This window comes from Leptotrichia sp. OH3620_COT-345, assembly GCF_003932895.1.
In the GTDB taxonomy this organism is placed as follows: Bacteria; Fusobacteriota; Fusobacteriia; order Fusobacteriales; family Leptotrichiaceae; genus Pseudoleptotrichia.
In genome coordinates this window covers 12,530-32,543 of the sequence record NZ_RQYW01000022.1, presented here as the reverse complement: position 1 = coordinate 32,543, position 20,014 = coordinate 12,530, and the positions used below count along the sequence as shown (strand labels likewise).

21 protein-coding genes are annotated in these 20,014 nt (G+C 29.9%); 1 reads left to right on the top strand and 20 read right to left on the bottom strand.

Annotated features, from left to right (window positions below; genetic code table 11):
• From EII29_RS12895 to EII29_RS10340, 9 genes are all read right to left on the bottom strand, one after another.
• A partial coding sequence (locus tag EII29_RS12895; RefSeq protein WP_233573313.1) for a GTP-binding protein occupies window positions 1-84 on the bottom strand: 84 nt, incomplete at its 3' end.
• A gap of 97 nt (window positions 85-181) precedes the next feature.
• A complete protein-coding gene (gene fusA / locus EII29_RS10375; protein WP_125237460.1) occupies window positions 182-2,260 on the bottom strand; it encodes an elongation factor G in 2,079 nt (692 codons plus the stop codon).
• Between the two features lie 59 nt (window positions 2,261-2,319).
• Window positions 2,320-2,790, bottom strand: coding sequence for a 30S ribosomal protein S7 (gene rpsG / locus EII29_RS10370; protein WP_125237459.1), 471 nt, complete (start codon window positions 2,788-2,790; stop codon window positions 2,320-2,322).
• A 28-nt stretch (window positions 2,791-2,818) separates the two neighbouring features.
• Window positions 2,819-3,205, bottom strand: coding sequence for a 30S ribosomal protein S12 (gene rpsL / locus EII29_RS10365; RefSeq protein WP_125237458.1), 387 nt, complete (start codon window positions 3,203-3,205; stop codon window positions 2,819-2,821).
• Window positions 3,206-3,889: 684 nt separating this feature from the next.
• Window positions 3,890-4,450 carry a hypothetical protein gene (locus EII29_RS10360; protein ID WP_125237457.1) on the bottom strand — a complete coding sequence of 187 codons (561 nt, stop codon included), beginning with the start codon at window positions 4,448-4,450 and terminating at the stop codon, window positions 3,890-3,892.
• An 85-nt stretch (window positions 4,451-4,535) separates the two neighbouring features.
• The gene (locus EII29_RS10355; RefSeq protein ID WP_125237456.1) at window positions 4,536-5,216 is read right to left on the bottom strand and encodes a hypothetical protein; all 681 of its coding nucleotides are present in this window, start codon (window positions 5,214-5,216) and stop codon (window positions 4,536-4,538) included.
• A gap of 57 nt (window positions 5,217-5,273) precedes the next feature.
• Window positions 5,274-7,214, bottom strand: coding sequence for an ABC-F family ATP-binding cassette domain-containing protein (locus EII29_RS10350; protein ID WP_125237455.1), 1,941 nt, complete (start codon window positions 7,212-7,214; stop codon window positions 5,274-5,276).
• Between the two features lie 100 nt (window positions 7,215-7,314).
• Complete coding sequence (locus tag EII29_RS10345) at window positions 7,315-7,785, bottom strand: LURP-one-related/scramblase family protein (RefSeq protein ID WP_125237454.1); 471 nt, start codon at window positions 7,783-7,785, stop codon at window positions 7,315-7,317.
• A 192-nt stretch (window positions 7,786-7,977) separates the two neighbouring features.
• Window positions 7,978-8,862: a DMT family transporter gene (locus EII29_RS10340; protein ID WP_125237453.1), complete on the bottom strand. Its 885-nt coding sequence runs from the start codon at window positions 8,860-8,862 to the stop codon at window positions 7,978-7,980.
• A 173-nt stretch (window positions 8,863-9,035) separates the two neighbouring features.
• Between EII29_RS10340 and EII29_RS10335 the strand changes: the two genes are divergently transcribed.
• Window positions 9,036-9,968, top strand: coding sequence for a YeiH family protein (locus EII29_RS10335; protein ID WP_125237452.1), 933 nt, complete (start codon window positions 9,036-9,038; stop codon window positions 9,966-9,968).
• 381 nt (window positions 9,969-10,349) lie between these two features.
• Here the strand turns inward: EII29_RS10335 and EII29_RS10330 are convergent, their stop codons facing one another.
• The 11 genes from EII29_RS10330 to murG form a co-directional block, all read right to left on the bottom strand.
• Window positions 10,350-10,814: a DUF6194 family protein gene (locus tag EII29_RS10330; protein ID WP_125237451.1), complete on the bottom strand. Its 465-nt coding sequence runs from the start codon at window positions 10,812-10,814 to the stop codon at window positions 10,350-10,352.
• A 1,093-nt stretch (window positions 10,815-11,907) separates the two neighbouring features.
• Window positions 11,908-12,495: a DUF937 domain-containing protein gene (locus EII29_RS10325; protein WP_125237450.1), complete on the bottom strand. Its 588-nt coding sequence runs from the start codon at window positions 12,493-12,495 to the stop codon at window positions 11,908-11,910.
• Between the two features lie 79 nt (window positions 12,496-12,574).
• Window positions 12,575-13,138, bottom strand: a complete 564-nt coding sequence (locus tag EII29_RS10320) for a lipoprotein (protein WP_125237449.1) — start codon at window positions 13,136-13,138, stop codon at window positions 12,575-12,577.
• 553 nt (window positions 13,139-13,691) lie between these two features.
• The gene (gene rpsR, locus EII29_RS10315; protein ID WP_006806301.1) at window positions 13,692-13,925 is read right to left on the bottom strand and encodes a 30S ribosomal protein S18; all 234 of its coding nucleotides are present in this window, start codon (window positions 13,923-13,925) and stop codon (window positions 13,692-13,694) included.
• A gap of 26 nt (window positions 13,926-13,951) precedes the next feature.
• Window positions 13,952-14,362, bottom strand: a complete 411-nt coding sequence (locus EII29_RS10310; protein ID WP_125237448.1) for a single-stranded DNA-binding protein — start codon at window positions 14,360-14,362, stop codon at window positions 13,952-13,954.
• 77 nt (window positions 14,363-14,439) lie between these two features.
• Complete coding sequence (gene rpsF, locus EII29_RS10305) at window positions 14,440-14,724, bottom strand: 30S ribosomal protein S6 (RefSeq protein WP_125237447.1); 285 nt, start codon at window positions 14,722-14,724, stop codon at window positions 14,440-14,442.
• A gap of 94 nt (window positions 14,725-14,818) precedes the next feature.
• Window positions 14,819-15,913, bottom strand: a complete 1,095-nt coding sequence (gene ftsZ, locus EII29_RS10300) for a cell division protein FtsZ (protein ID WP_125237446.1) — start codon at window positions 15,911-15,913, stop codon at window positions 14,819-14,821.
• Between the two features lie 14 nt (window positions 15,914-15,927).
• Complete coding sequence (locus EII29_RS10295; RefSeq protein WP_125237445.1) at window positions 15,928-16,593, bottom strand: cell division protein FtsQ/DivIB; 666 nt, start codon at window positions 16,591-16,593, stop codon at window positions 15,928-15,930.
• Window positions 16,594-16,692: 99 nt separating this feature from the next.
• Window positions 16,693-17,580, bottom strand: coding sequence for a UDP-N-acetylmuramate dehydrogenase (murB, locus tag EII29_RS10290; RefSeq protein WP_255411035.1), 888 nt, complete (start codon window positions 17,578-17,580; stop codon window positions 16,693-16,695).
• A gap of 4 nt (window positions 17,581-17,584) precedes the next feature.
• Window positions 17,585-18,928: a UDP-N-acetylmuramate--L-alanine ligase gene (murC, locus tag EII29_RS10285; RefSeq protein WP_125237443.1), complete on the bottom strand. Its 1,344-nt coding sequence runs from the start codon at window positions 18,926-18,928 to the stop codon at window positions 17,585-17,587.
• A 13-nt stretch (window positions 18,929-18,941) separates the two neighbouring features.
• A complete protein-coding gene (murG, locus tag EII29_RS10280) occupies window positions 18,942-20,006 on the bottom strand; it encodes an undecaprenyldiphospho-muramoylpentapeptide beta-N-acetylglucosaminyltransferase (protein WP_125237442.1) in 1,065 nt (354 codons plus the stop codon).
• Window positions 20,007-20,014: the final 8 nt, after the last annotated feature.

The following is a 20,014-nucleotide window of genomic DNA, read 5'->3' as shown; positions in this document are numbered from 1 at the left end:
TGTCGTTGTCTTACCGTGGTCTACGTGTCCTATTGTCCCTACGTTTACGTGTGGTTTACTTCTCTCAAATTTAGCTTTTGCCATCCTTTTTTTCCTCCGATTTTATTAAATTTTATTATATTCCTATATATTGTGATCTCTGTTTCAAATTTCCATATTTTTTTCAAATTTTGTAATAATCTTATTTACCTTGTCTTTCAGCTATTACTTGTTGAGCTATATTGTTAGGAACCTGTACATATTTTTCAAATTCCATTGAATATGATGCTCTTCCCTGAGTTTTCGATCTCAAGTCTGTGGCATAACCGAACATTTGTGATAAAGGTACTTGAGCATTAATTATTTTCGCATTGTTTCTGTCAGTCATTCCTGATACTTGTCCTCTTCTTGAATTCAAGTCTCCAATAACATCTCCCATGTATTCTTCAGGCGTTGTAACTTCCACTTTGAATATAGGTTCCAACAACACAGGATTTGCAGCTCTCATGGCTTTTTTTATAGCCATTGATCCTGCTATTTTAAATGCCATTTCTGATGAATCGACTTCATGATAAGTCCCGTCATAAAGAGTTACTTTTACGTCCTGTACAGGATATCCTGCTACAACTCCGGCTTCCAAGGCTTCTTGTATTCCTTTATCTACGGCAGGTATATATTCTCTCGGTATCGCTCCTCCTGTAACTTCATTTACAAATTCATAACCTTTATCAGGATTTGATTCCACTCTGATTTTAACATGTCCGTATTGTCCTCTACCTCCAGATTGTTTAGCATATTTTTCTTCAACATCCGAATTTCCTGTAATTGTTTCTCTGTATGCAACTTGAGGTTTCCCTACATTAGCCTCAACTTTAAATTCTCTTTTCATTCTGTCTACAATGATTTCCAAATGAAGTTCTCCCATTCCTGAAATCAGTGTCTGCCCTGTTTCCTGATTACTTGTTACCTTAAATGTAGGATCTTCTTCAGCCAGTTTTGCAAGAGCGGTTCCCATCTTTTCCTGATCGGCTTTTGTTTTTGGCTCAACGGCTATCTGTATAACTGTATCAGGGAATTCCATTTTTTCAAGTATTATAGGCTTACTGTCATCACAAAGAGTATCTCCTGTAGTAGTATCCTTAAGTCCTACTGCCGCAGCAATATCTCCTGAGTAAACCACATCAAGTTCTTCTCTTTTGTTAGCATGCATTTGGAGTAATCTTCCCATTCTTTCTTTTTTACCTTTTGTAGAGTTCAATACATATGAACCTTTATTTAAAATTCCCGAATAAACTCTGAAGAACGAAAGTCTCCCTACAAACGGATCCGTTAATATTTTAAATGCCAACGCTGAGAAAGGTTCGTCATCAGACGGCTCTCTTTCCATAGGTTCTTCAGTTTTAGGATCTACACCTTTTACTGCTCCGATATCTACAGGTGACGGCATATAATATACTACTGCATCAAGCAAAGGCTGTATCCCTTTGTTTTTAAATGCAGTCCCGCATAACACAGGCACTATTATTCCGCTTATTGTAGCAATTCTTATGGCTTTTCTTATTTCTTCTTCAGAGATTTCCTCTCCTCCGAAATATTTTTCCATTAATTCATCATCAGTTTCAACTACCGATTCCAACATATGTTCTCTCGCAGTTTGAGCTTCTTCCAACAATTCCGCTCTTACATCTTTTACTAAATAATCCGCTCCCATTGTTTCATCTTTAAACAAATATTCTTTCATAGTTATCAGGTCTATAACACCTTCAAAAGCATCTTCGGCACCTATAGGCAGTTGAAGAGGTATTCCGTTCCCTCCCAGTTTTTCTTTAATATCGTTTACACACATATTAAAGTCCGCTCCTATTCTGTCCATTTTATTTAAAAATGCCATTCTCGGTACATTATATTTATCCGCCTGTCTCCATACAGTTTCTGATTGCGGCTGAACTCCGTCAACGGCAGAGAACACTGCAACAGCTCCATCCAACACTCTTAGTGATCTTTCTACTTCCACCGTAAAGTCCACGTGACCTGGTGTGTCTATTATATTAATTCTATTTCCGTTCCAAAATGCAGTAGTTGCTGCAGATGTAATTGTAATTCCTCTTTCCTGTTCCTGTTCCATATAATCCATTGTAGCGGCTCCTTCATGAACCTCTCCGATTTTATGGTTAACTCCTGTATAAAACAATATTCTTTCAGTTGTAGTTGTTTTTCCGGCATCTATATGTGCCATGATACCAATGTTTCTAGTATCTTTCAAAGCAACTTTTCTTGCCATTCCGTTATTTCCTCCTTATCAATTTATTGCCTGATAAATGTACAAATCAAAACTTCTGATTACCACTTATAATGTGCAAACGCTCTGTTAGCTTCCGCCATTTTATATGTGTCGTCTTTCTTCTTAACTGAGCCGCCTTCATTATTTGCTGCAGCAATCAGTTCTTTTTTCAATTTGTTTACCATTCCGTATTCTTTTCTTTCTCTTGTATATCTTACAAGCCATCTTATTGCCAATGCCTGTTGTCTTTCTTTTCTCACTTCAACAGGAACTTGATAAGTCGCCCCTCCGATTCTTCTCGATCTTACTTCCAGCTGTGGTCTTACATTTTCCATAGCTCTTCTAAAGATTTCAATTCCTTCTTCTTGAGTTTCTTCAGTTATTTCTTTCAATGCTGTATAAAATATTTTTTCAGCTAATGATTTTTTCCCGTCTTTCATTAATCCGTTTATAAATTTTGTTACTACTTTATCATTAAATTGAGAATCAGGTAAAACGTCTCTTTTTTCTGCTCTTCTTCTTCTTGACACTATTTGTCCTCCTTACTTTTTAAAAATTTTAGTTTGAACTTGCCGCAGCAGGTTTCTTAGTTCCGTATCTGGATCTTGCCTGTTTTCTATTTACTACTCCCGCAGTATCTAAAGCACCTCTGATTATTTTATATCTAACCCCCGGCAAATCCTTTGTTCTTCCTCCTCTTATAAGGACAATACTATGTTCCTGAAGATTATGTCCGATTCCCGGGATGTATGCTGTAACTTCAATTCCGTTTACAAGTTTAACCCTTGCTACCTTTCTTAAGGCTGAATTCGGTTTTTTAGGTGTAGTTGTATATACTCTGACACACACACCTCTTTTTTGTGGATTTCCTTTTAATGCAGGTGATTTTTTCTTTTTTTCAGATGTACTTCTACCAAATCTTACTAATTGATTAATAGTAGGCATGTTTCCTCCTTCCAACATTCTATTATATATTCTCTGTTATTTTATAAACTAAAACTTTTAAAAAGCTCATTTCTTCAATCTATGTTTCTTTATCAAACATACTGTATATCCACATAGGATATAGCGATTTACTCTAAATTCACTCCAAAAATTATGTACAATAAAATACATATTTTTTCAGCATTTAGTTTATGAGTTATAACCTGATTATTTTATAATATTTGAGCCTAAGTGTCAAGATTTTTATTGTTTTTCGTATTTTTTATAAATTATATTTTTTATATCGTTTTATTTTTAAATGATTTATAAAATATATCCATATTGTTTCAGGTATAATTTTAAATTTTTCTAAGTTTTCAGTTCAATAAAAGTCACTCCCATTATGTCAATTAACTAAAAATATCTTTAGATAAAAACCGTTTAAAACTGAGAGTTTTTATAAACTCCACTCTATTAAATATGTTTTCATTTCAATTTGCTTTAATTTACTTCAAATAAAATCAAAATCTATTATATAGAAAATTTTAAACATTTCCCGTTAATAAAATTATGCTTGAAAAACATTATTTATAATTTTTCAAGCATAACGAGTATTTTTGAAAATTAAAAACTTTGCAATGAAATGATAGCTTAAATATTAGTGCTGTAGTCTACTCTCACGAAAAGAAACATTTTAATTTTACGTTATTTTATTTCCCTATAAGTTTCAAAAAACTCTTTTTCAGCTATTCTGTAAACTTCAGTATTATCAAGCGGAGAAACAAGATAATCATTAATTTTGACTGTCATTTTTTCTCCCCAATTTGCTATAATATAAAATTCTTTCTTTCCTTTTTTAATTCCCAGTTGCTTTAAAATTTTTACATTCACTTTTATTCCTTTTATTTTCCCTATCGGTTTATAAATTTTCCATTCACTGTCTGCAACAGCTTTAAATTCATATCTCGAATTAAATTTTTCTTCTGAAATGATGTACATTTCCTTTGCTTCTGTATTGTTTTTTACTATATAATCTCCCTTTTTAGCTGTATTTTCCGTTTCAAATCCGTCTTTTGTATATGTTTTTATTTTTTCCCCTTCAACTGCTTTTCTTGCATAAACTTCTTTATATTTTTCATATATTTGAACTTTTGAAAAATCCAATTTTTGTAGTAATTCTTTCTGAGAAATCACATTTTCTTCTTTTAAATTTGAAAATATACAGACCGATACTATTAAAAATAAAACTGCAAATATTTTTTTCATAATTTCTCCTTTAAATTTTATATTTTTTCAATTTTTTATTTATGATAATTCCGGAATATTTTTACTCTATTTTTTCAGATATTTTTTATCTTTCAGGATTCCACGATTTTAATATTAATTTTTCCATTTCATCTATATATTCCGGACTACCTTCAGCACTAACCATATGAATTTTCTGTCCGTTTATAATATAATTCTGTATAAATGTCTTTCCCGAAATATTTTTTATTTTCAGTTGCATTCCTTTATAACCGTTAATTGTAATTTCTTTTTTTATCATATTGGATGCAGGCTGACCTGCATTCAGGTATCTATTGTACGATCCTTCTACAAGCTCTTTTATAAGAGTCATATCAGCTATTTGTCCATTCCGGCTTCTTAATGCGAGCAAACTGTAAATATCGGAAGCCCTACGTGCTATTTGAAACATTTCCACAGGGGCATCAGGATCTACAAACAGTACCCACTCTTCTCCTTTAGGATAGTCGATAAATCCTACACTTTCATTACCAAATCTTCCTTTTTTAAAATATTTTTCGGCATATTTGTACAGTTCTCTCTTTTTTTCGCTCATTTCCAGTGTCTTTTTTATCCCTTCATTTGTTGACAAATCTGTGAAACAGCCCGGTTCTCCGGGAATTGTATAACAATTTTCCTTTTTCTCTTTTTTTGCAGCTTTTTTTCCTGAAGAAAAAGCATTAAGTCCGCTTATTAAAATAAGCATTGTCAAAATTCCATAAAGCATTCCGTTTTTTCTTAGTTTCATAATACTTCATCCTTTCTATCTTTCTATTTTTTATATTTATTTGCAATAATTTTATTATTACTTTTTTTCGATTTTTTCTAGCTCTTTGCTTTTCATATCCCATTCTTCTATTTTATTCATTTCTTCCTCATCAATCCTGTTAAACTGTTCCTGAATTTCCATTAATTTTTCTACATCATTTTTTTTTCCTGCATCTTCATACTCATTGTTTAACTTTTCCCGCTGAACTGAAATTCTTTCCATTTCTTCTTCAAGTTTTACTATTTCCCTTTTCAGTTTAGCAATTTTCCTGCTCAGTTCTTTCTGTTCATGATAAGAAAGTTTTCTCTCTTCTTTAACTTCAATATCAGTCATCATCTGCAAATTACTTTTATTGTTTTTCAAACTTTTCCTGTATTCTTCATAATTTCCTTTAAATTTTGTAAGACCTTTTTCATCAAGATAATAAATCGTATTACATACACTGTCCAAAAAATGTCTGTTATGAGACACTACAAGCATTGTACCGTCAAAATCTTCAAGAGCCTCTTCAAGAACTTCCACAGAGTAAATGTCGAGATGATTCGTCGGCTCATCAAGTATGAGAAAATTTGCTTTTTTCATATACAGTTTTAAAAAAGCTATTCTTACTTTTTCTCCTCCACTCAGTTTTTCAACTTTTTTGAGTACTTCTTCTCCTGAAAAAAGAAATCCTCCTGCAAGAGTTCTCAAATATTCTTCAGTTAAATTAAGAGAAACATTTATTTCCTGAAGTATGTTATTTTCACTATGTAAATCCTGATGGTCCTGATCATAGTATCCTATTTTTACTCTGGAACCGAATTCCACAGTACCTTTATCCTGTCGGAGTTTATTTATAATTATTTTTAAAAGAGTGGATTTTCCTATCCCGTTTTTTCCTATTATGCCTACTCTTTCCCCTCTAAACAAATCAAAACTTATATTATTCAGAACTTTTTTATCTCCAAAACTTTTTTCAATATTTTTTACTTTCAGTACATTATCACCTGTAATGCCCTCTGTCTCAAATTTTAATTTCATTCTTCGAGGGTTAAATACAGGATCATCCATACGCTCGATTCTGTCAAGTATCTTCTGTCTTCCTTTGGCCTGTCTTGCTTTAATTCCGGCACGGAATCTGTCGATATATTCTTCCATTTTTCTTATTTTTTCTTGCTCTTTTTCATATCTTTTTATTTCACCTTTCAGTATCATTTCTTTCTGAAGTATGAAAGATGAAAAATTTCCATCGTATTTATACAGTTTCTTATTTTCAATTTCATATATTTTGTTACATACGCTGTCTAAAAATATCCTGTCATGGGAAACTAATAAAAATGCCTTATTGTATCTTTTCAGATACTCTTCAAGCCACTCTATGGAAATTAAGTCCAGATGATTTGTAGGCTCGTCAAGTATAAGTAAGTCAGGCTCAATAAGTAGAAGTTTTGCAAGGGATACTCTTGTTCTTTCCCCTCCGCTTAAATCTTTCAAATACAGTCCGTAATATTCTTCTGTCAGTTCAAGTCCTGTCAGTATTTGTTTTATTTTATATTCCGTTTCGTATCCGTTTTTTGCTTCATAAAGCGAAGACAGCTCTGCTGACTTATTTATAAGTTTTTCAAGGTCTTCTCCCGTTTCAATTCCTAAAAGCATATTTATTTTCTGTAATTCATTCCATATTTTTCTTTCTTCTGAAAATACTGACATCATTTCTTCGTAAATTGTATTTTTTTCATCAGAGAACTCATGATTTTGAGAAAGATAACCTATTTTTAATGATGGACTTTTAATAATATCTCCTATTTCGTTCTGATTTCTTTCAGTTCCGTCAATTCTTTCCTTTCCTAAAAGAAGTCTTATAATTGTTGATTTTCCGGCTCCGTTAAGACCCACAAGACCTATTTTGTCTTTTGCCTCTATTGTAAAATTTATATCTTTCAATATATATTCTCCTGCAAACTGCTTATATACCCTGTTAAACTGTACTAAACTCATTTTTTCTCCTTGTTGTTTTTATCTTCCATTCAATTTTTATAAGTATATATGTGACTTCCGGAAATTTCTTCCTATATTTTTTTCAGACAGACCTATTTTCCTAATTTTTCCCTGTCATAACCGCATCAATAGCCAAAACTACTGTCATAACCGAAATTTCATCCTGACTGTCATTTATATCTATAAGATAACTGTCTCCCCAAGTCATCCATTCTTTTTCTATTTTTGCCACATTTCCTTCTGAATTGCTTATTGTATATTCATGTCCCCATATATTTCCATTTACTTTCCAGTTTTTTCCCGCTATTTCAAATTTCGGTTTAAAAAAAGTCAGTTTTTGTTTTATTTCAGCTATCTCTTCTTCTTCCACAAATACTTTAAATTTAGGCATTCCGAATGAAAATTTCTCTTGAATGAAAGCCACTTCTCTTCCTTCCATATTAAAAACATGTAGTTTTTTCATAAAAGAAAAAAATTCACCTTCTACTTTATATTTATCATTTCCGTTTTCGTCTTTAATTGTAAATTTATCATTGAAGGTAAATACTTTCTGTTTCATATAGAGTTTCATAAAATTGTTCCTTTCTTAAACTTTATTATTTTTATCTCATAAACTGAAAAATTGAACATCTTGGATTAATTCAATTATTTTAAATATATTTTACTTTTCATTCAACTTTATTGATAATCTGTTACTTAATTTTTTATTTCTAAATTTTGTACATATCTTTAAACTATCAAAAATTCCTCATACTTAGTCCTTTTATATCTCACTTACAAAAGTAGAACCGAGAATAAGAACTGCTCCTATTATAGAAAACATATTCATATTTTCTTTTAAAAAAAATGCCGACAGGAGTATCGCAACTACAGGATCTATATAGCTGAAAATAGCAAGGGTCTGTGCTTTCAGTGTCTTGACTGTTGAAAAATACATGGCATAAGTTATTCCTGTATGTATTACTCCTATCATAATGAGCATTAATATTACTTGAAATGTTATTTCCCCTTTTACAGGAAGGCTTTCAGTAAACAGTACATGGGGTATAACCGTAATAGCAGCAATAAACAGTTGAACTATAGTCATTTCATACGCAGATATATTTTTTAAAAATTTATTAAGTAGAACAACACATGCATAAAGTACTGCTGCTCCTACTCCATATATTATTCCTTTAAAAAATGTATTTCCTATTTCTCCTTGCTGCATAACACCTGAAATAAAAAACATACCTATTAATGCTATTACAACACATATTATTTTTTTTAAAGTAAGTTTTTCTTTCAGTACTATTGGAGAAAGTATAATAATAAATATCGGAGCGAGATAATAACACAATGTTGCTGTGGCAACTGTGGTGTAATTATAAGCTTCAAATAACATAATCCAATTTGCACCGATTAATATCCCTGAAATACATAATATTTTAAAATTATTTTTTATTGCCTGAAATGAAATATTTTCTCCTTTTATTTTGACAAATATAATTAAAAACAGTGTTCCTATAATACCTCTTATACTTGCTATTATTCCTGATGAAAGAGGAATAAACCTTACAAATATCCCTATTGTGCCGAATACGGCCATTGTAAATATGAGCTTCAATTTTTCCTGTGTTTTATTCTTTTCGATTTCCTGCTCTTTCATGTTACATCCCTTTCTTTTCTGTCTTTTTTAAATATGGACCTATTAGATTTTTATTATTATAGGAGTATTATATCCTATTTCTATGTAACTTTTCAATTTCTAATTTTTTATTTACAAAACTACCTTATATCTGTTATATTGATTATAAGATTTAAAAAGATTGGAGTAATAAAATGTACAAAAAAACTGTTTTTTATATAGGATGTATAATTACTTTGATGCTTCCTATGATTAAAGGAATTGATTCATTTGCCTCAGGTATTTCTCTTCTCCTCGGAATGATTTTAGCAAGTTTTCACTTAATTTCAACCCCTGAAAATATAGGAAAATTTCGGAAACTTACATTAAATTCCGCAGTTGTATTATTCGGATTTGGACTGAGTATAAGTAAGGTTATTTCTGTAGGAGGAAAAGGAATTTTTCAGACAGCAGTCAGCTTAATTTTTGTTGTGTCTATAGGGCTTATTTTATCAAAAATATTTAAAATGGAAAAAAATATATCCCAATTAATAATATTTGGAACTGCCATATGTGGAGGAAGTGCCATTGCTGCAACTTCACCTGTCATTGAGGCTTCCGATGAAGATATTGCTTTATCCACCGGTATTGTATTTGTTTTAAATACTGTTGCCCTATTTTTATTTGCATTTTTTATAAATTATTTTAAATTAAATGCAGAACAGACAGGAATATGGACTGCTTTGAGTATCCATGATACAAGTTCTGTAGTATCAGCCGCATCTTTTCACAGCACAGAGGCTTTAAAAATTGCTACTATTATGAAGCTTACAAGAACTCTTTGGATTATTCCTATTGTTCTTATTTTAAGTATTTTAAATAAATCCGGAAGTAAAAACGTTAAATTTCCTGTTTTTATTCTATTTTTTATACTTGCATCAATTTTTGCTAGTATTTTTAAATTTCCTGAAATTTACAGCCTTCTTACTAAATTAGGAAAAATGCTCCTTGCCCTCGCACTGTATTTTATCGGAACATCTTTAAATATACAAACTATAAAAAAAATGACAGGTAAAAATCTGATTTTCGGTATCACACTATGGATATTTTCCATAATTTCCGGATATGCAATAGTTATGTATATATGATTTTAAGTAATTGTAGTGTATTTCTGAACTTTTGATTTTATTGTTATTTTAAATAAAAATTCCATAATATGTAAATAAAAAATAAATTGAAATAATAAAAATCATATAAAAAATTTTCTTTATTACAAAGATTTTCTATCATTTGTTATCAAATATAAAAATAAATTGAAAAGGATTTTTTGATATTAAAATTAATTCTTTAAAAAAGAGGATAAATAATAATATATCCTCTTTCTTTTATTAAATTATCAATTTATGCTTTTATTTTTTTCTTTCTAATTATTTATTTTAATTAATAATTCAGGCAATAAAGAAAGATATTCTTTCAAATTATACAATATTATTAAATAAAAATTTTTATCTGTTATTTCATATATAATCTCACAATTTTCCGTTTATAGTTATTTTTTTTGCATATTTCTCTTTTACATATTCATAAGCTTCATATATAAGAGGCTTTAATTTTTCAAAAGTTTTTTCAGAAGGATTCAATATGCATATCCAACTCATCCATGCGTATACAGGATGTGGAACAATTCTGTCTATTATGGAAAAATCATAATTCATATTAACGATACCTCCTTTATCAGGACGCTTCGGTATTGAGCCGAACATCTTTTTAAATGTATTTTTCCGTATTCCTAAATTCACACGATATATATTTTCTCTATTTAAATCGGAACTTTTATCATTTTCTCCGTCTTTTTCTTTTATCGTTAAAATATATATGCCACGTTTCAATTTATTGTTAGGATTATAAAAGACTCCTCGTTCTCCCCAACTGTTTATTAATACTGTTCCTTTTAAATTTTCAAGACAGTACTTCAAAATATCATCTGCTTTCATATTTTCTCTCCAAAAATTTTTGTTCAATTATTTTTTACAAAAGTAACATTGTTCATAAACTATAAAACCGTTAAGAATAAAAGTTTAAAACTTTAATGTATATTTTTTTGAATTTACAAATTATTTTCAATTTACAGAATAATTTTTATAAAAATAGATTAAGGTTTTACTTCATATCCGAATTCACGTAAAATTATATTATCATCAACCGACTTATTGTAAACACCTTCTACTCTTATAAACCTGAATTTTTTATATAAATTAAGAGCGGCCTTATTAATATCCGCAATAAAAAGATATAAATAGTCATCCTCTCTGCATTTATTGATTTTTTAGCTTTCTGAATTATAACCATCTCCATTTCCTTTTTCATATAATTTACATTAATTTCCAGATGGTCAAAATAAAGCACTTTTTCACCTCTACTTTTCTACTGTGCTGCCTTTTCTTCTGAATGATAATCACATAATACAAAAGACGATATTATTAAAAAATAAATCTTTTTTTCTGTATATCCTCTGAAAAAATTTTCAAGGATAAATTTCATCCCAAATATCAATTTGATTTTCTTTCATATTCTTTTTATTTTTTATACATAATTTTAATTTGAGGCAAATCTTCCATTTCTGTAAGTATCAACTTCATACTTCTTCACTTTTACATTTTCAATCTGTTATTTTAAATTTTTTTATTGTGTAGCATTATTGATTTGTAATTTCTGAATATGAAGAAATAAGATAATTCTTAACTCCTAATATATATTTCATCCCTAATCCCGATATACATCAATAGAAATATAAATAAAAAATTTTATTTTATTATTTTCAAAAACATCGAACTCAAAAAGATTAAAATTGAAGAAATAAAATATATATGTAAATATTATAAATACTGCTTCCTCTATCCCTTAAGATAAGAATAAATCCAGATACAAGAAAATGAAAGAAACATCATAAATCCATATTTTTTGAAATAAATATATGAAAAAATAATGTTTCCCTCAAATTTTCAATTTATATTAATTTTTACTGTTTTATACTTTTTTTTAATTTTTTCAAATAATAACTATTATTTAAAAATTTCAGTTATGTTATTATTTCCCACTTAAAAATTTTCCTACCATTCCCATTATATCATCCATTACATTTCCGTCTTTATTTGCATCCAGTAAATTTGTAACTAATCCCATCATTCCTGAAGCTTTTTCGTTTCCTCCAAGACTTCCTGCTAACATTGATGTAAGTGCATTCAGCCCTCCCGCATCAAGGTTATTTTGCTTTTTCTGCTGTCCCAATGCTCCCAATACAAGAGGTGCTACCATTTGAAGCATTTTCATAGTTCCATTTGTATCAAGTCCGCTCGTTTTTGAAACTGCCTGTGCTACATTGGAAGTCTGACTTCCAAACAAATGATTTAAAATTCCTTCTCCATCTTTTAAGTCAGGATTACTTAAATAACCTATTACATTATTTAAAATAGAGCCGTCATGCTTTGTTTCCAATGCTCTATTTAATGACTGTGCCCCCTCTTCAGTATCCGTATTTTTATTTAATGCTGCCAATATAGCAGATAATGCAGCTTCCAGCCCGTTTTTTACCTGCCCTTCAGTTCCTCCTATCTGTGAAGTCAATGCCCCCAAATCCTGCCCTTCTAAAAGTCCTAATAAAGCTTCCAAATTCATTTCAATTCCTCCTTATACTATTTTAATTATTTTCTCTTAATATTATAACTTAAAAATAGTATTTTTACTATACATATTATTATAAATGCTGCTGTGCCACAAATATAAGTTCCCCGGTTTCCTTACTTATAGTTATTCCGTATTTTATACTATTTTTATAAACCAGTTCACTGGAAAGGGTGTTTTCTTCCATTCTTGCAAGTATTTCGGCATATAATCCCCTAGCCTCTTCTTCAGTTATATTCCCATCTGAAACTTCTATCAAATTAATTACAAGATCTTCTATCGTCCCGAGATCCGTTCCTGTGACTACCCCTATTTTCACTACAAGACTTGTTACATCTATTCCGTCATAGTTAATTGTATAAGCTGAATTTCTTTTTATATTGATCTTCGAATGATAATAGTTTTTGTTTTCAAATGTCAATTTTTCAAATTTCTGTATACTTATTTTTCTTTTTTTGGAATTCATTTCAAATTCTTGAATTACTTTTTCTACAGATTTATCTGTAAAAATTTTTGATTGTACAGATTTTTCTTCATTTTTCAGTTTATTTTCCATTTCCTTATCCATTTTTTTTTCACATGATACAAAAATAAGAATTAAAAAAAAGAATATTAGCCAATTTTTTCTGTTTCTCATTTCAAACCTCGTTTCAATGAATTTTCATATATTTTAATTATACTATATATTTTAGAAAATGAGAATTATTTTTACTGTTATTTAACTTAGAATTTATTTATAACCTTTATTTGAAATTTCCGGTAATTTAAAATTTTATAATATTTGTGAGATAATATCAAGAATAAAGATAAAAAATAGTTTGAATAAGAATTAATCTATAGCATGACTTTAAAGTGAAACATAAGAAAGAAATTTATTTTAACATATTTCAAGTGTTGAAATAAAATCTCTAAAGGAATATGCCATATTGAAAGAAACAATATTACATAATTGGAATAATTATACAATAATATAAATAATGGATTTATGAAAGGAAAAAATAACAAGATAAAAATAATAAAAAGGATATCTTATGAAATATAATCCGGAAAAGTTAATATAATTTGGAATTTCTTAAAATCATCGAATTTTTTTTTATTCCCTTTTATGACATAAAATCATTAAAGTAACCCTCTATTATGTTATAATTACCAAAATAAAAACTGCCCTTTAAAAGGGCAACTATAAATAATTATTTTTCTATTCTTGTGTAAGGCATTAAAGCTATCTGCCTTGATCTTTTTATAGCTTTTGCTATTTTTCTCTGAATTTTTGCTTCCAGTCCGGTAACTCTCGCCGGAGATATTTTTCCTTTATCATTCATAAAATTTTTTAATAAATCCACATTTTTATAATTTATATCTTCTACTTTAAATTTTACTTTCGGTCTTCTTTTTCTTCTTTTAAATTCTGTAGCTGGTTTCATATTTTATAGTCACCTCCTAATTTTTCCTAAAATGGAAAATCGTCATCATCTATTATTTCTTCATTGTCATTATCGACAAATGCGTCGTTATTGCTCTGTGCTCCTTGAGAATATGATGCCTGCTGATTCTGACTTCCTGCAGCATCAACAAACTCAAATTTATCAACTATAACTTCCGTTATCCACTTAGTTTCTCCGTTTTGTTCGTAACTTCTTACACTAAGTCTTCCTTGAAGAGCTATTCTCTTTCCTTTTCTTAAGTATTCAGCTATAGTTTCCGCTCTTTTATCCCATGCGACACAATTAATAAAGTCCGCTTCATCCCTATTATACTCTCTTGTTACTGCTAGAGAAAACTTACAAAAAGCTTTTCCTGACTGAGAATATTTTAATTCCGGATCTTTAGTTAATCTTCCGATTAATAATACTTGGTTCATATATTTTCCCCCTCTGAATTTTTAATTTATTATAAATTAAATAATTATAACCCCCGTTTAAATCTAACAAATATAAATTAGTCGTTTCTTACTATCATATATTTCAGTATTGATTCTGTAATGTTTAATTTTGCTTCTACTTCAGGTAACTTTGTACCGTCAATCTGGAATAATGTCAGAACATAATATCCATTTTCTTTTTTCTTGATAGGATATGCAAGCTTTCTATCTCCCCAGATTTCTGTTTTCAATTCTACAGCTCCGGCTTTAGTCAATGTTTCTTCAACTAATGTTACACCGGCTTTTTTTTCTTCTTCTGTTAATTGTGTAGAAAGTATAAACATAATTTCGTAATTTTTCATTTTATTCTTCTCCTTTCCTTCGGCTTTCAGCCCTATTTGAAAATAGAGCAGGTTTTTTAATTTTATCAAAAAAACAATATAAAATCAAGATATTTTATTCATCTTTTGAAAAAAATGACGGCACTATAAACTGTGTAGGATGATTTTCAGAATCATTTTTTAAAAGCTTTCCGTCTTCCTCTCCACTTTTTTCTGTATTGTTTTCAAGATTTTCAAGTCCTCCAAATACAGTTCCTTCTAAAGATTTATTATATCTGTCCTGAAAATCCGTTGCAATTATCGATACTCTTATTGTTCCTTCCAATTCAGGATCAATAATAACTCCCCATATGAGACTTGCCCCTGAATTTCCTGTTTTGTGAGATACTGTTTCGGCCACTTCCCTTATTTCATGAAGTCCTATATCACCTCCGGCAGTTATATTCAGAAGTACTTTTCTTGCTCCTTCTATGGAATTTTCAAGAAGAGGATTTTTTAATGCATCGTCTGTAGCTGTTTTTGCTTTCCCGTCTCCACTCGCTTCTCCAAATCCGAGCATAGCTATTCCCGAATTACTCATTGTCGTTTTGACATCGGCAAAATCAAGATTTACATGTCCCTGTTTTGTTATCAGGTCCGATATTCCCTTAATACCGATTCTTAGGACATTATTAGCTTCTTTAAATGCTGTCATTAAAGTTATACTGATATTAGGTAATTCAAATAATTTTTCATTAGGTATGGCTATCAAGGTGTCCACATTCTGTTTCAAATTTTCAATTCCCAGTTCGGCATTTTTCTTTTTAAGAGGACCTTCAAATTCAAAAGGCTTAGTTACTACGGCGACTGTTAAAATCCCCATACTTTTTGCAATTTCAGCAACAATAGGAGAGGCTCCGGTTCCGGTTCCTCCGCCCATTCCCGCAGTTATAAATAACATATCCGTATCTTCAAGTATTTCCCTTATTTTTTCTTCAGATTCTTTTGCTGCGATTCTCGCTTTTTCAGGGTCTGCTCCCGCTCCGAGTCCCTTTCCTAAGAGAACTCTTGTTTCTGTCAATGATCTTGCTAAGTCCTGTGCATCAGTATTTATCGCAACAAACTCTACATCCATTATGTTACTTTCTATCATATCATTTATTGCGTTTCCTCCTGCACCTCCTACTCCTACAACTTTCAGCCTTGCTGCATTATTTGAACTTTCTCCCATGTTATCCTCCTGAATTATTTTACATTAACATCTTTAAATCTTATATCCATATAGTTTATTGTCTGTTCATTTTTAATTCTTTCATATAATTTATATCTGCTGTCATATTTTTCAGAACTGACAAAAGTATCAGTAATGACCCTAACACCATTTTTAAGTACTAATTCATACATTTTATCTCTTTTTCTTATTTCTGATATCATATCATATAAATCTTTATTTTTTATTTTAGAGAGAATTATTTTTACATCTTTTAAAGACTCTTCATCACTATACATTACTACCGGAATATTTTTAGGCTCCATTTCGGAAATATGCCCAAACAGATTAAGCTCCCTATCTGCTAAAAATATGTCATCTCCTTTTTTCACATATACAAAGGCAATTCTTTCATCCAACTCCACTATCAGTTTACTTGGATAAACTTTTCTTATAATTATTTTTTTTACCCTTGCATCTTTTTCTAAAAGTTCTTCAAGCTTTCCGGTATTTATATATACAATATTATTTCCCTTCAGATTTTCTATTTTATTTATAATGTCATCCTTTAACAGATTATTTTCTCCCGTAACTGTTATTTCATTAATTTTAAAATAATCCGTTTCTATAAACCGCTTACCGAAATAAATCAATCCAAATAGTAAACTTAACATAAATACGGTTTTTATAAATTTTTGCATTTTTCACTCCGAATTTTGTTATATATTATACACTTTTTTTTCATTTTATTCAATTATTTAATTTTTTTATTTTCCTTTAAATTTTGTTTCAATTCTTAGTTAATCTGTTTTAAGTATTATTATTTCAGTTTCCAGTTTCACATTAAAATTTTCAAAAATAACTTTTTTTATGTGTTCGATAATAGCAATAATATCATCAAATTTTGCATTTCCTAAATTAATAATAAAATTAGGATGTTTTTCCGAAACCATAGCATCTCCCACTCTATACTTTTTCAGTCCGGCATCGGATATAAGTTGTGCTGCAAATGTACCTTCAGGATTTTTAAACGTGCTTCCTAAATTAGGATATTCCAGAGGATGCTTATTTTCTCTTTGCATTTTTTTATCTATCACACATTCTTTATCGAAACCTCTTTTAAATCTGAACAACACTGAGATTACAATCCACTTATTCTGCTTTATTTCAGTAGTTCTATATTTGAATGTTAATTGAGATTTTTTAAGTTTTGCCGTTTTTCCGTCAGTTTTACATACTTCCACTTCTTCTATACAATCAAAAATTTCTGTTCCATAAGCACCTCCATTCATATTCACAAGACCGCCCACAGAACCGGGTACTCCGGCAATATTTTCCAGTCCTGTATAGTCATTTTTTTCCATAAATTCTATCAGTTCGTCAAAATCAAGTCCTGCTTCCACCCTTACTAAATCATATTCCCCATTTTTTTCTTCAACTTCTATGTTTTTAAAATTTTTCAGAGAAATAAAACTTATATCCAAATTTCCGTCATGAATTAAAGTATTTGTTCCATTGCCTAATAAAAATATATTTTTTCTTGTATTCAGAATTTCTTTCAGTTCATTTTTATCTTCTATAAAAATAAGTTCTTTAGCTATTCCTCCCACTTTCATATGGGAATATTCTTTCATCTCCACATTTTTAAGTATTTTCATATGTTTTCTCCTGAATTTCTTATTTTTTATTCTCCTATTTTAGAGTGTTTTTTATTTCATGTGCAAGTTTTGATACACTTCCTGCACCCATGAAGACATAGCTGTTATTGGAATTTCTATCATTTTTTATAAGTTCTTCAATTTCTTTTTCAGTATACACTTTCACACCGTTACCTATTTTTTCAGCTAAATTTTCCGAAGATATGTCATAAGTATTGTCCTCTCCGGCGGAATATATCGGTAAAAGAATCAATTCATCAGCTTTACCGAGAGATTCTATAAAATCATTGAAGAAAAACTTTGTCCTGCTGTATCTGTGTGGCTGAAAAATGACTGTTACTTTTCCTTTTTCGATAGCTCTTGCAGCTTCTATGGTAACTTTTATTTCTGTTGGGTGATGAGCATAGTCATCTATTATTCTCAAATTTTTATCGTATATTACCTGGTATCTTCTATTAGCTCCTTTAAATTTTGTAAGTCTTTCTTTGACAGTTTCCATATTACAGCCCATTTCATCTGCCAAATATATAACAGGCAAAGAATTAGCCACATTATGCTCTCCGGGAATGCAGAGAACAAACTCTCCTAAATTTTTCCCATTTTTTATAACTTCAAAATGTGTACATCCGTTTTTCACAGTAATATTTGTAGCGAAAATATGTACATCTTCTCTTTTTATACTATACCATATAATATTTTTATTTTTTATTTCCAATGTTGGAATATCTTTACAGTCTTTACATAAAATTGCTAATTTTTCAGTACTATCTATAAATTTTTCAAAAGATTTTTTTATATTTTCATATGTTCCGTGATGTTCCAGATGATCAGGTTCTACATTTGTTACTATAGAATATTTCGGATTTATATATAAAAATGAATTGTCACTTTCATCAGCTTCTGCTATGAAATACTCGGAATTTCCTGTTTTACTGTTACTCTGAATTTCAGGAATTATACCCCCTACAACTATAGTCGGGTCTTTTTCAAGAAAAGCTACACTCATCATCGAGCTTGTAGTTGTTTTTCCGTGAGTTCCCGCAATGGCAATTCCTTCAAACTTATTCATAAGCTCAGCAAGAAGCTCTCCTCTTTTTATTTTTTTTATATTGTTTTTTATTATATATTTATATTCCGGATTGTCTTCTCTTATTGCAGTGGAATAAACAAACAGGTCTATCCCTTTATCTTTTACATTTTCTTCTGTCTGACCTATGTATACTTTGATACCTATATCTTCCATTTCTTGGGTTATATTTTTTCTTTCAAGATCCGACCCTGCTACATTGTATCCTTCTTTTGCCAGTATTTTTGCCAATCCGCTCATACCTATTCCATTTATACCGCTGAAGTAAATATTTCTAATTTCTGATAACATTCTTTCCCTCCATCTATTTTGAATAACTGTCTACTTTCATTGTTTCGACTATTATATTTACTGAATTTTCCTTTTTTAACTCTTTTATATTGTTTTTCATAAAATCCAGCATTTCATCCTGCTTAACAAGAACTAATGCTTCTTCCACTGCTTTTTCCACGTTTTCATTGGAAAATGTTTTTGCTCCGTTTATAAATTCAAGAACATCCGCATTTTCTTTCTGACCTACAAAATCATAAGGTATGAGGATTGAAGGTTTTTCTAACTGTATAAGTTCAGATATTGTGGAAGCTCCTGCACGGCATATTACAAGATCCGCAGCAGACATGATATCTGCCGCATTTTCAAAATAAGGCATTATAACAGCATTTCCAAAATCTTTCATTCTGAAAACAGCTTCTTCAAAATTTTCTTTCCCTGTAGCCCAGAATAATCTTATATTTTTATCTTTAATTATTTTTTCCCATGATTTCAAAATAGCTTCATTTATATTTTTAGCACCTAAACTTCCGCCCATCACCAAAATAACTTTTTCATTTTCTTTTATATTTAATTTTTTTCTTTCATCATTTTTATCTTTTTTATAAAATTCTTCCCTTAAAGGATTTCCTGTTACAAGAAATTTCTTCCTGTATTTATGCGGAACATCATCAAGAGTATTTTCAAATGCAGCAAATACTTTTTTCGCTCCTTTATAAAAATATTTATTCGCAAGACCCATTTTACAATTCTGCTCCTGAAGATAGTAAGGTATTCTTAATATCTTTGCGGAGAGAAGAACAGGTATTGTTATATAATTTCCGAATCCTATAACTTGAGATGGGTTTTCCTTTTTCATCACTTTTAAGGCTTTAAAAGTTGCAGAAATCATTTTTACAGCGGAGCTTACCGATTTAAGAGGTAAAACATCAAGACCTGTAAATCTGAAATTTTCTTTAGGAATCAAATCTTTTTCCATTCTATGTTTAGTTCCTACAAATAACACTTCCACATTTTTTTCTCTCATTTTTTCGGCAATGGATAATGCAGGATATATATGCCCTCCTGTACCTCCTGTTGTAAATAACACTTTTCTCATTGTAATTT

Excerpts from the sequence above, each read along its gene's own strand:
- fusA (WP_125237460.1), bottom strand. The coding sequence starts at position 2,260 with ATGGCAAGAAAAGTTGCTTTGAAAGATACTAGAAACATTGGTATCATG.
- rpsL (WP_125237458.1), bottom strand. The coding sequence starts at position 3,205 with ATGCCTACTATTAATCAATTAGTAAGATTTGGTAGAAGTACATCTGAA.
- EII29_RS10360 (WP_125237457.1), bottom strand. The coding sequence starts at position 4,450 with ATGAAAAAAATATTTGCAGTTTTATTTTTAATAGTATCGGTCTGTATA.
- EII29_RS10355 (WP_125237456.1), bottom strand. The coding sequence starts at position 5,216 with ATGAAACTAAGAAAAAACGGAATGCTTTATGGAATTTTGACAATGCTT.
- EII29_RS10350 (WP_125237455.1), bottom strand. The coding sequence starts at position 7,214 with ATGAGTTTAGTACAGTTTAACAGGGTATATAAGCAGTTTGCAGGAGAA.
- EII29_RS10345 (WP_125237454.1), bottom strand. The coding sequence starts at position 7,785 with ATGAAACTCTATATGAAACAGAAAGTATTTACCTTCAATGATAAATTT.
- EII29_RS10340 (WP_125237453.1), bottom strand. The coding sequence starts at position 8,862 with ATGAAAGAGCAGGAAATCGAAAAGAATAAAACACAGGAAAAATTGAAG.
- EII29_RS10335 (WP_125237452.1), top strand. The coding sequence starts at position 9,036 with ATGTACAAAAAAACTGTTTTTTATATAGGATGTATAATTACTTTGATG.
- EII29_RS10330 (WP_125237451.1), bottom strand. The coding sequence starts at position 10,814 with ATGAAAGCAGATGATATTTTGAAGTACTGTCTTGAAAATTTAAAAGGA.
- EII29_RS10325 (WP_125237450.1), bottom strand. The coding sequence starts at position 12,495 with ATGAATTTGGAAGCTTTATTAGGACTTTTAGAAGGGCAGGATTTGGGG.
- EII29_RS10320 (WP_125237449.1), bottom strand. The coding sequence starts at position 13,138 with ATGAGAAACAGAAAAAATTGGCTAATATTCTTTTTTTTAATTCTTATT.
- rpsR (WP_006806301.1), bottom strand. The coding sequence starts at position 13,925 with ATGAAACCAGCTACAGAATTTAAAAGAAGAAAAAGAAGACCGAAAGTA.
- EII29_RS10310 (WP_125237448.1), bottom strand. The coding sequence starts at position 14,362 with ATGAACCAAGTATTATTAATCGGAAGATTAACTAAAGATCCGGAATTA.
- rpsF (WP_125237447.1), bottom strand. The coding sequence starts at position 14,724 with ATGAAAAATTACGAAATTATGTTTATACTTTCTACACAATTAACAGAA.
- ftsZ (WP_125237446.1), bottom strand. The coding sequence starts at position 15,913 with ATGGGAGAAAGTTCAAATAATGCAGCAAGGCTGAAAGTTGTAGGAGTA.
- EII29_RS10295 (WP_125237445.1), bottom strand. The coding sequence starts at position 16,593 with ATGCAAAAATTTATAAAAACCGTATTTATGTTAAGTTTACTATTTGGA.
- murC (WP_125237443.1), bottom strand. The coding sequence starts at position 18,928 with ATGTTATCAGAAATTAGAAATATTTACTTCAGCGGTATAAATGGAATA.
- murG (WP_125237442.1), bottom strand. The coding sequence starts at position 20,006 with ATGAGAAAAGTGTTATTTACAACAGGAGGTACAGGAGGGCATATATAT.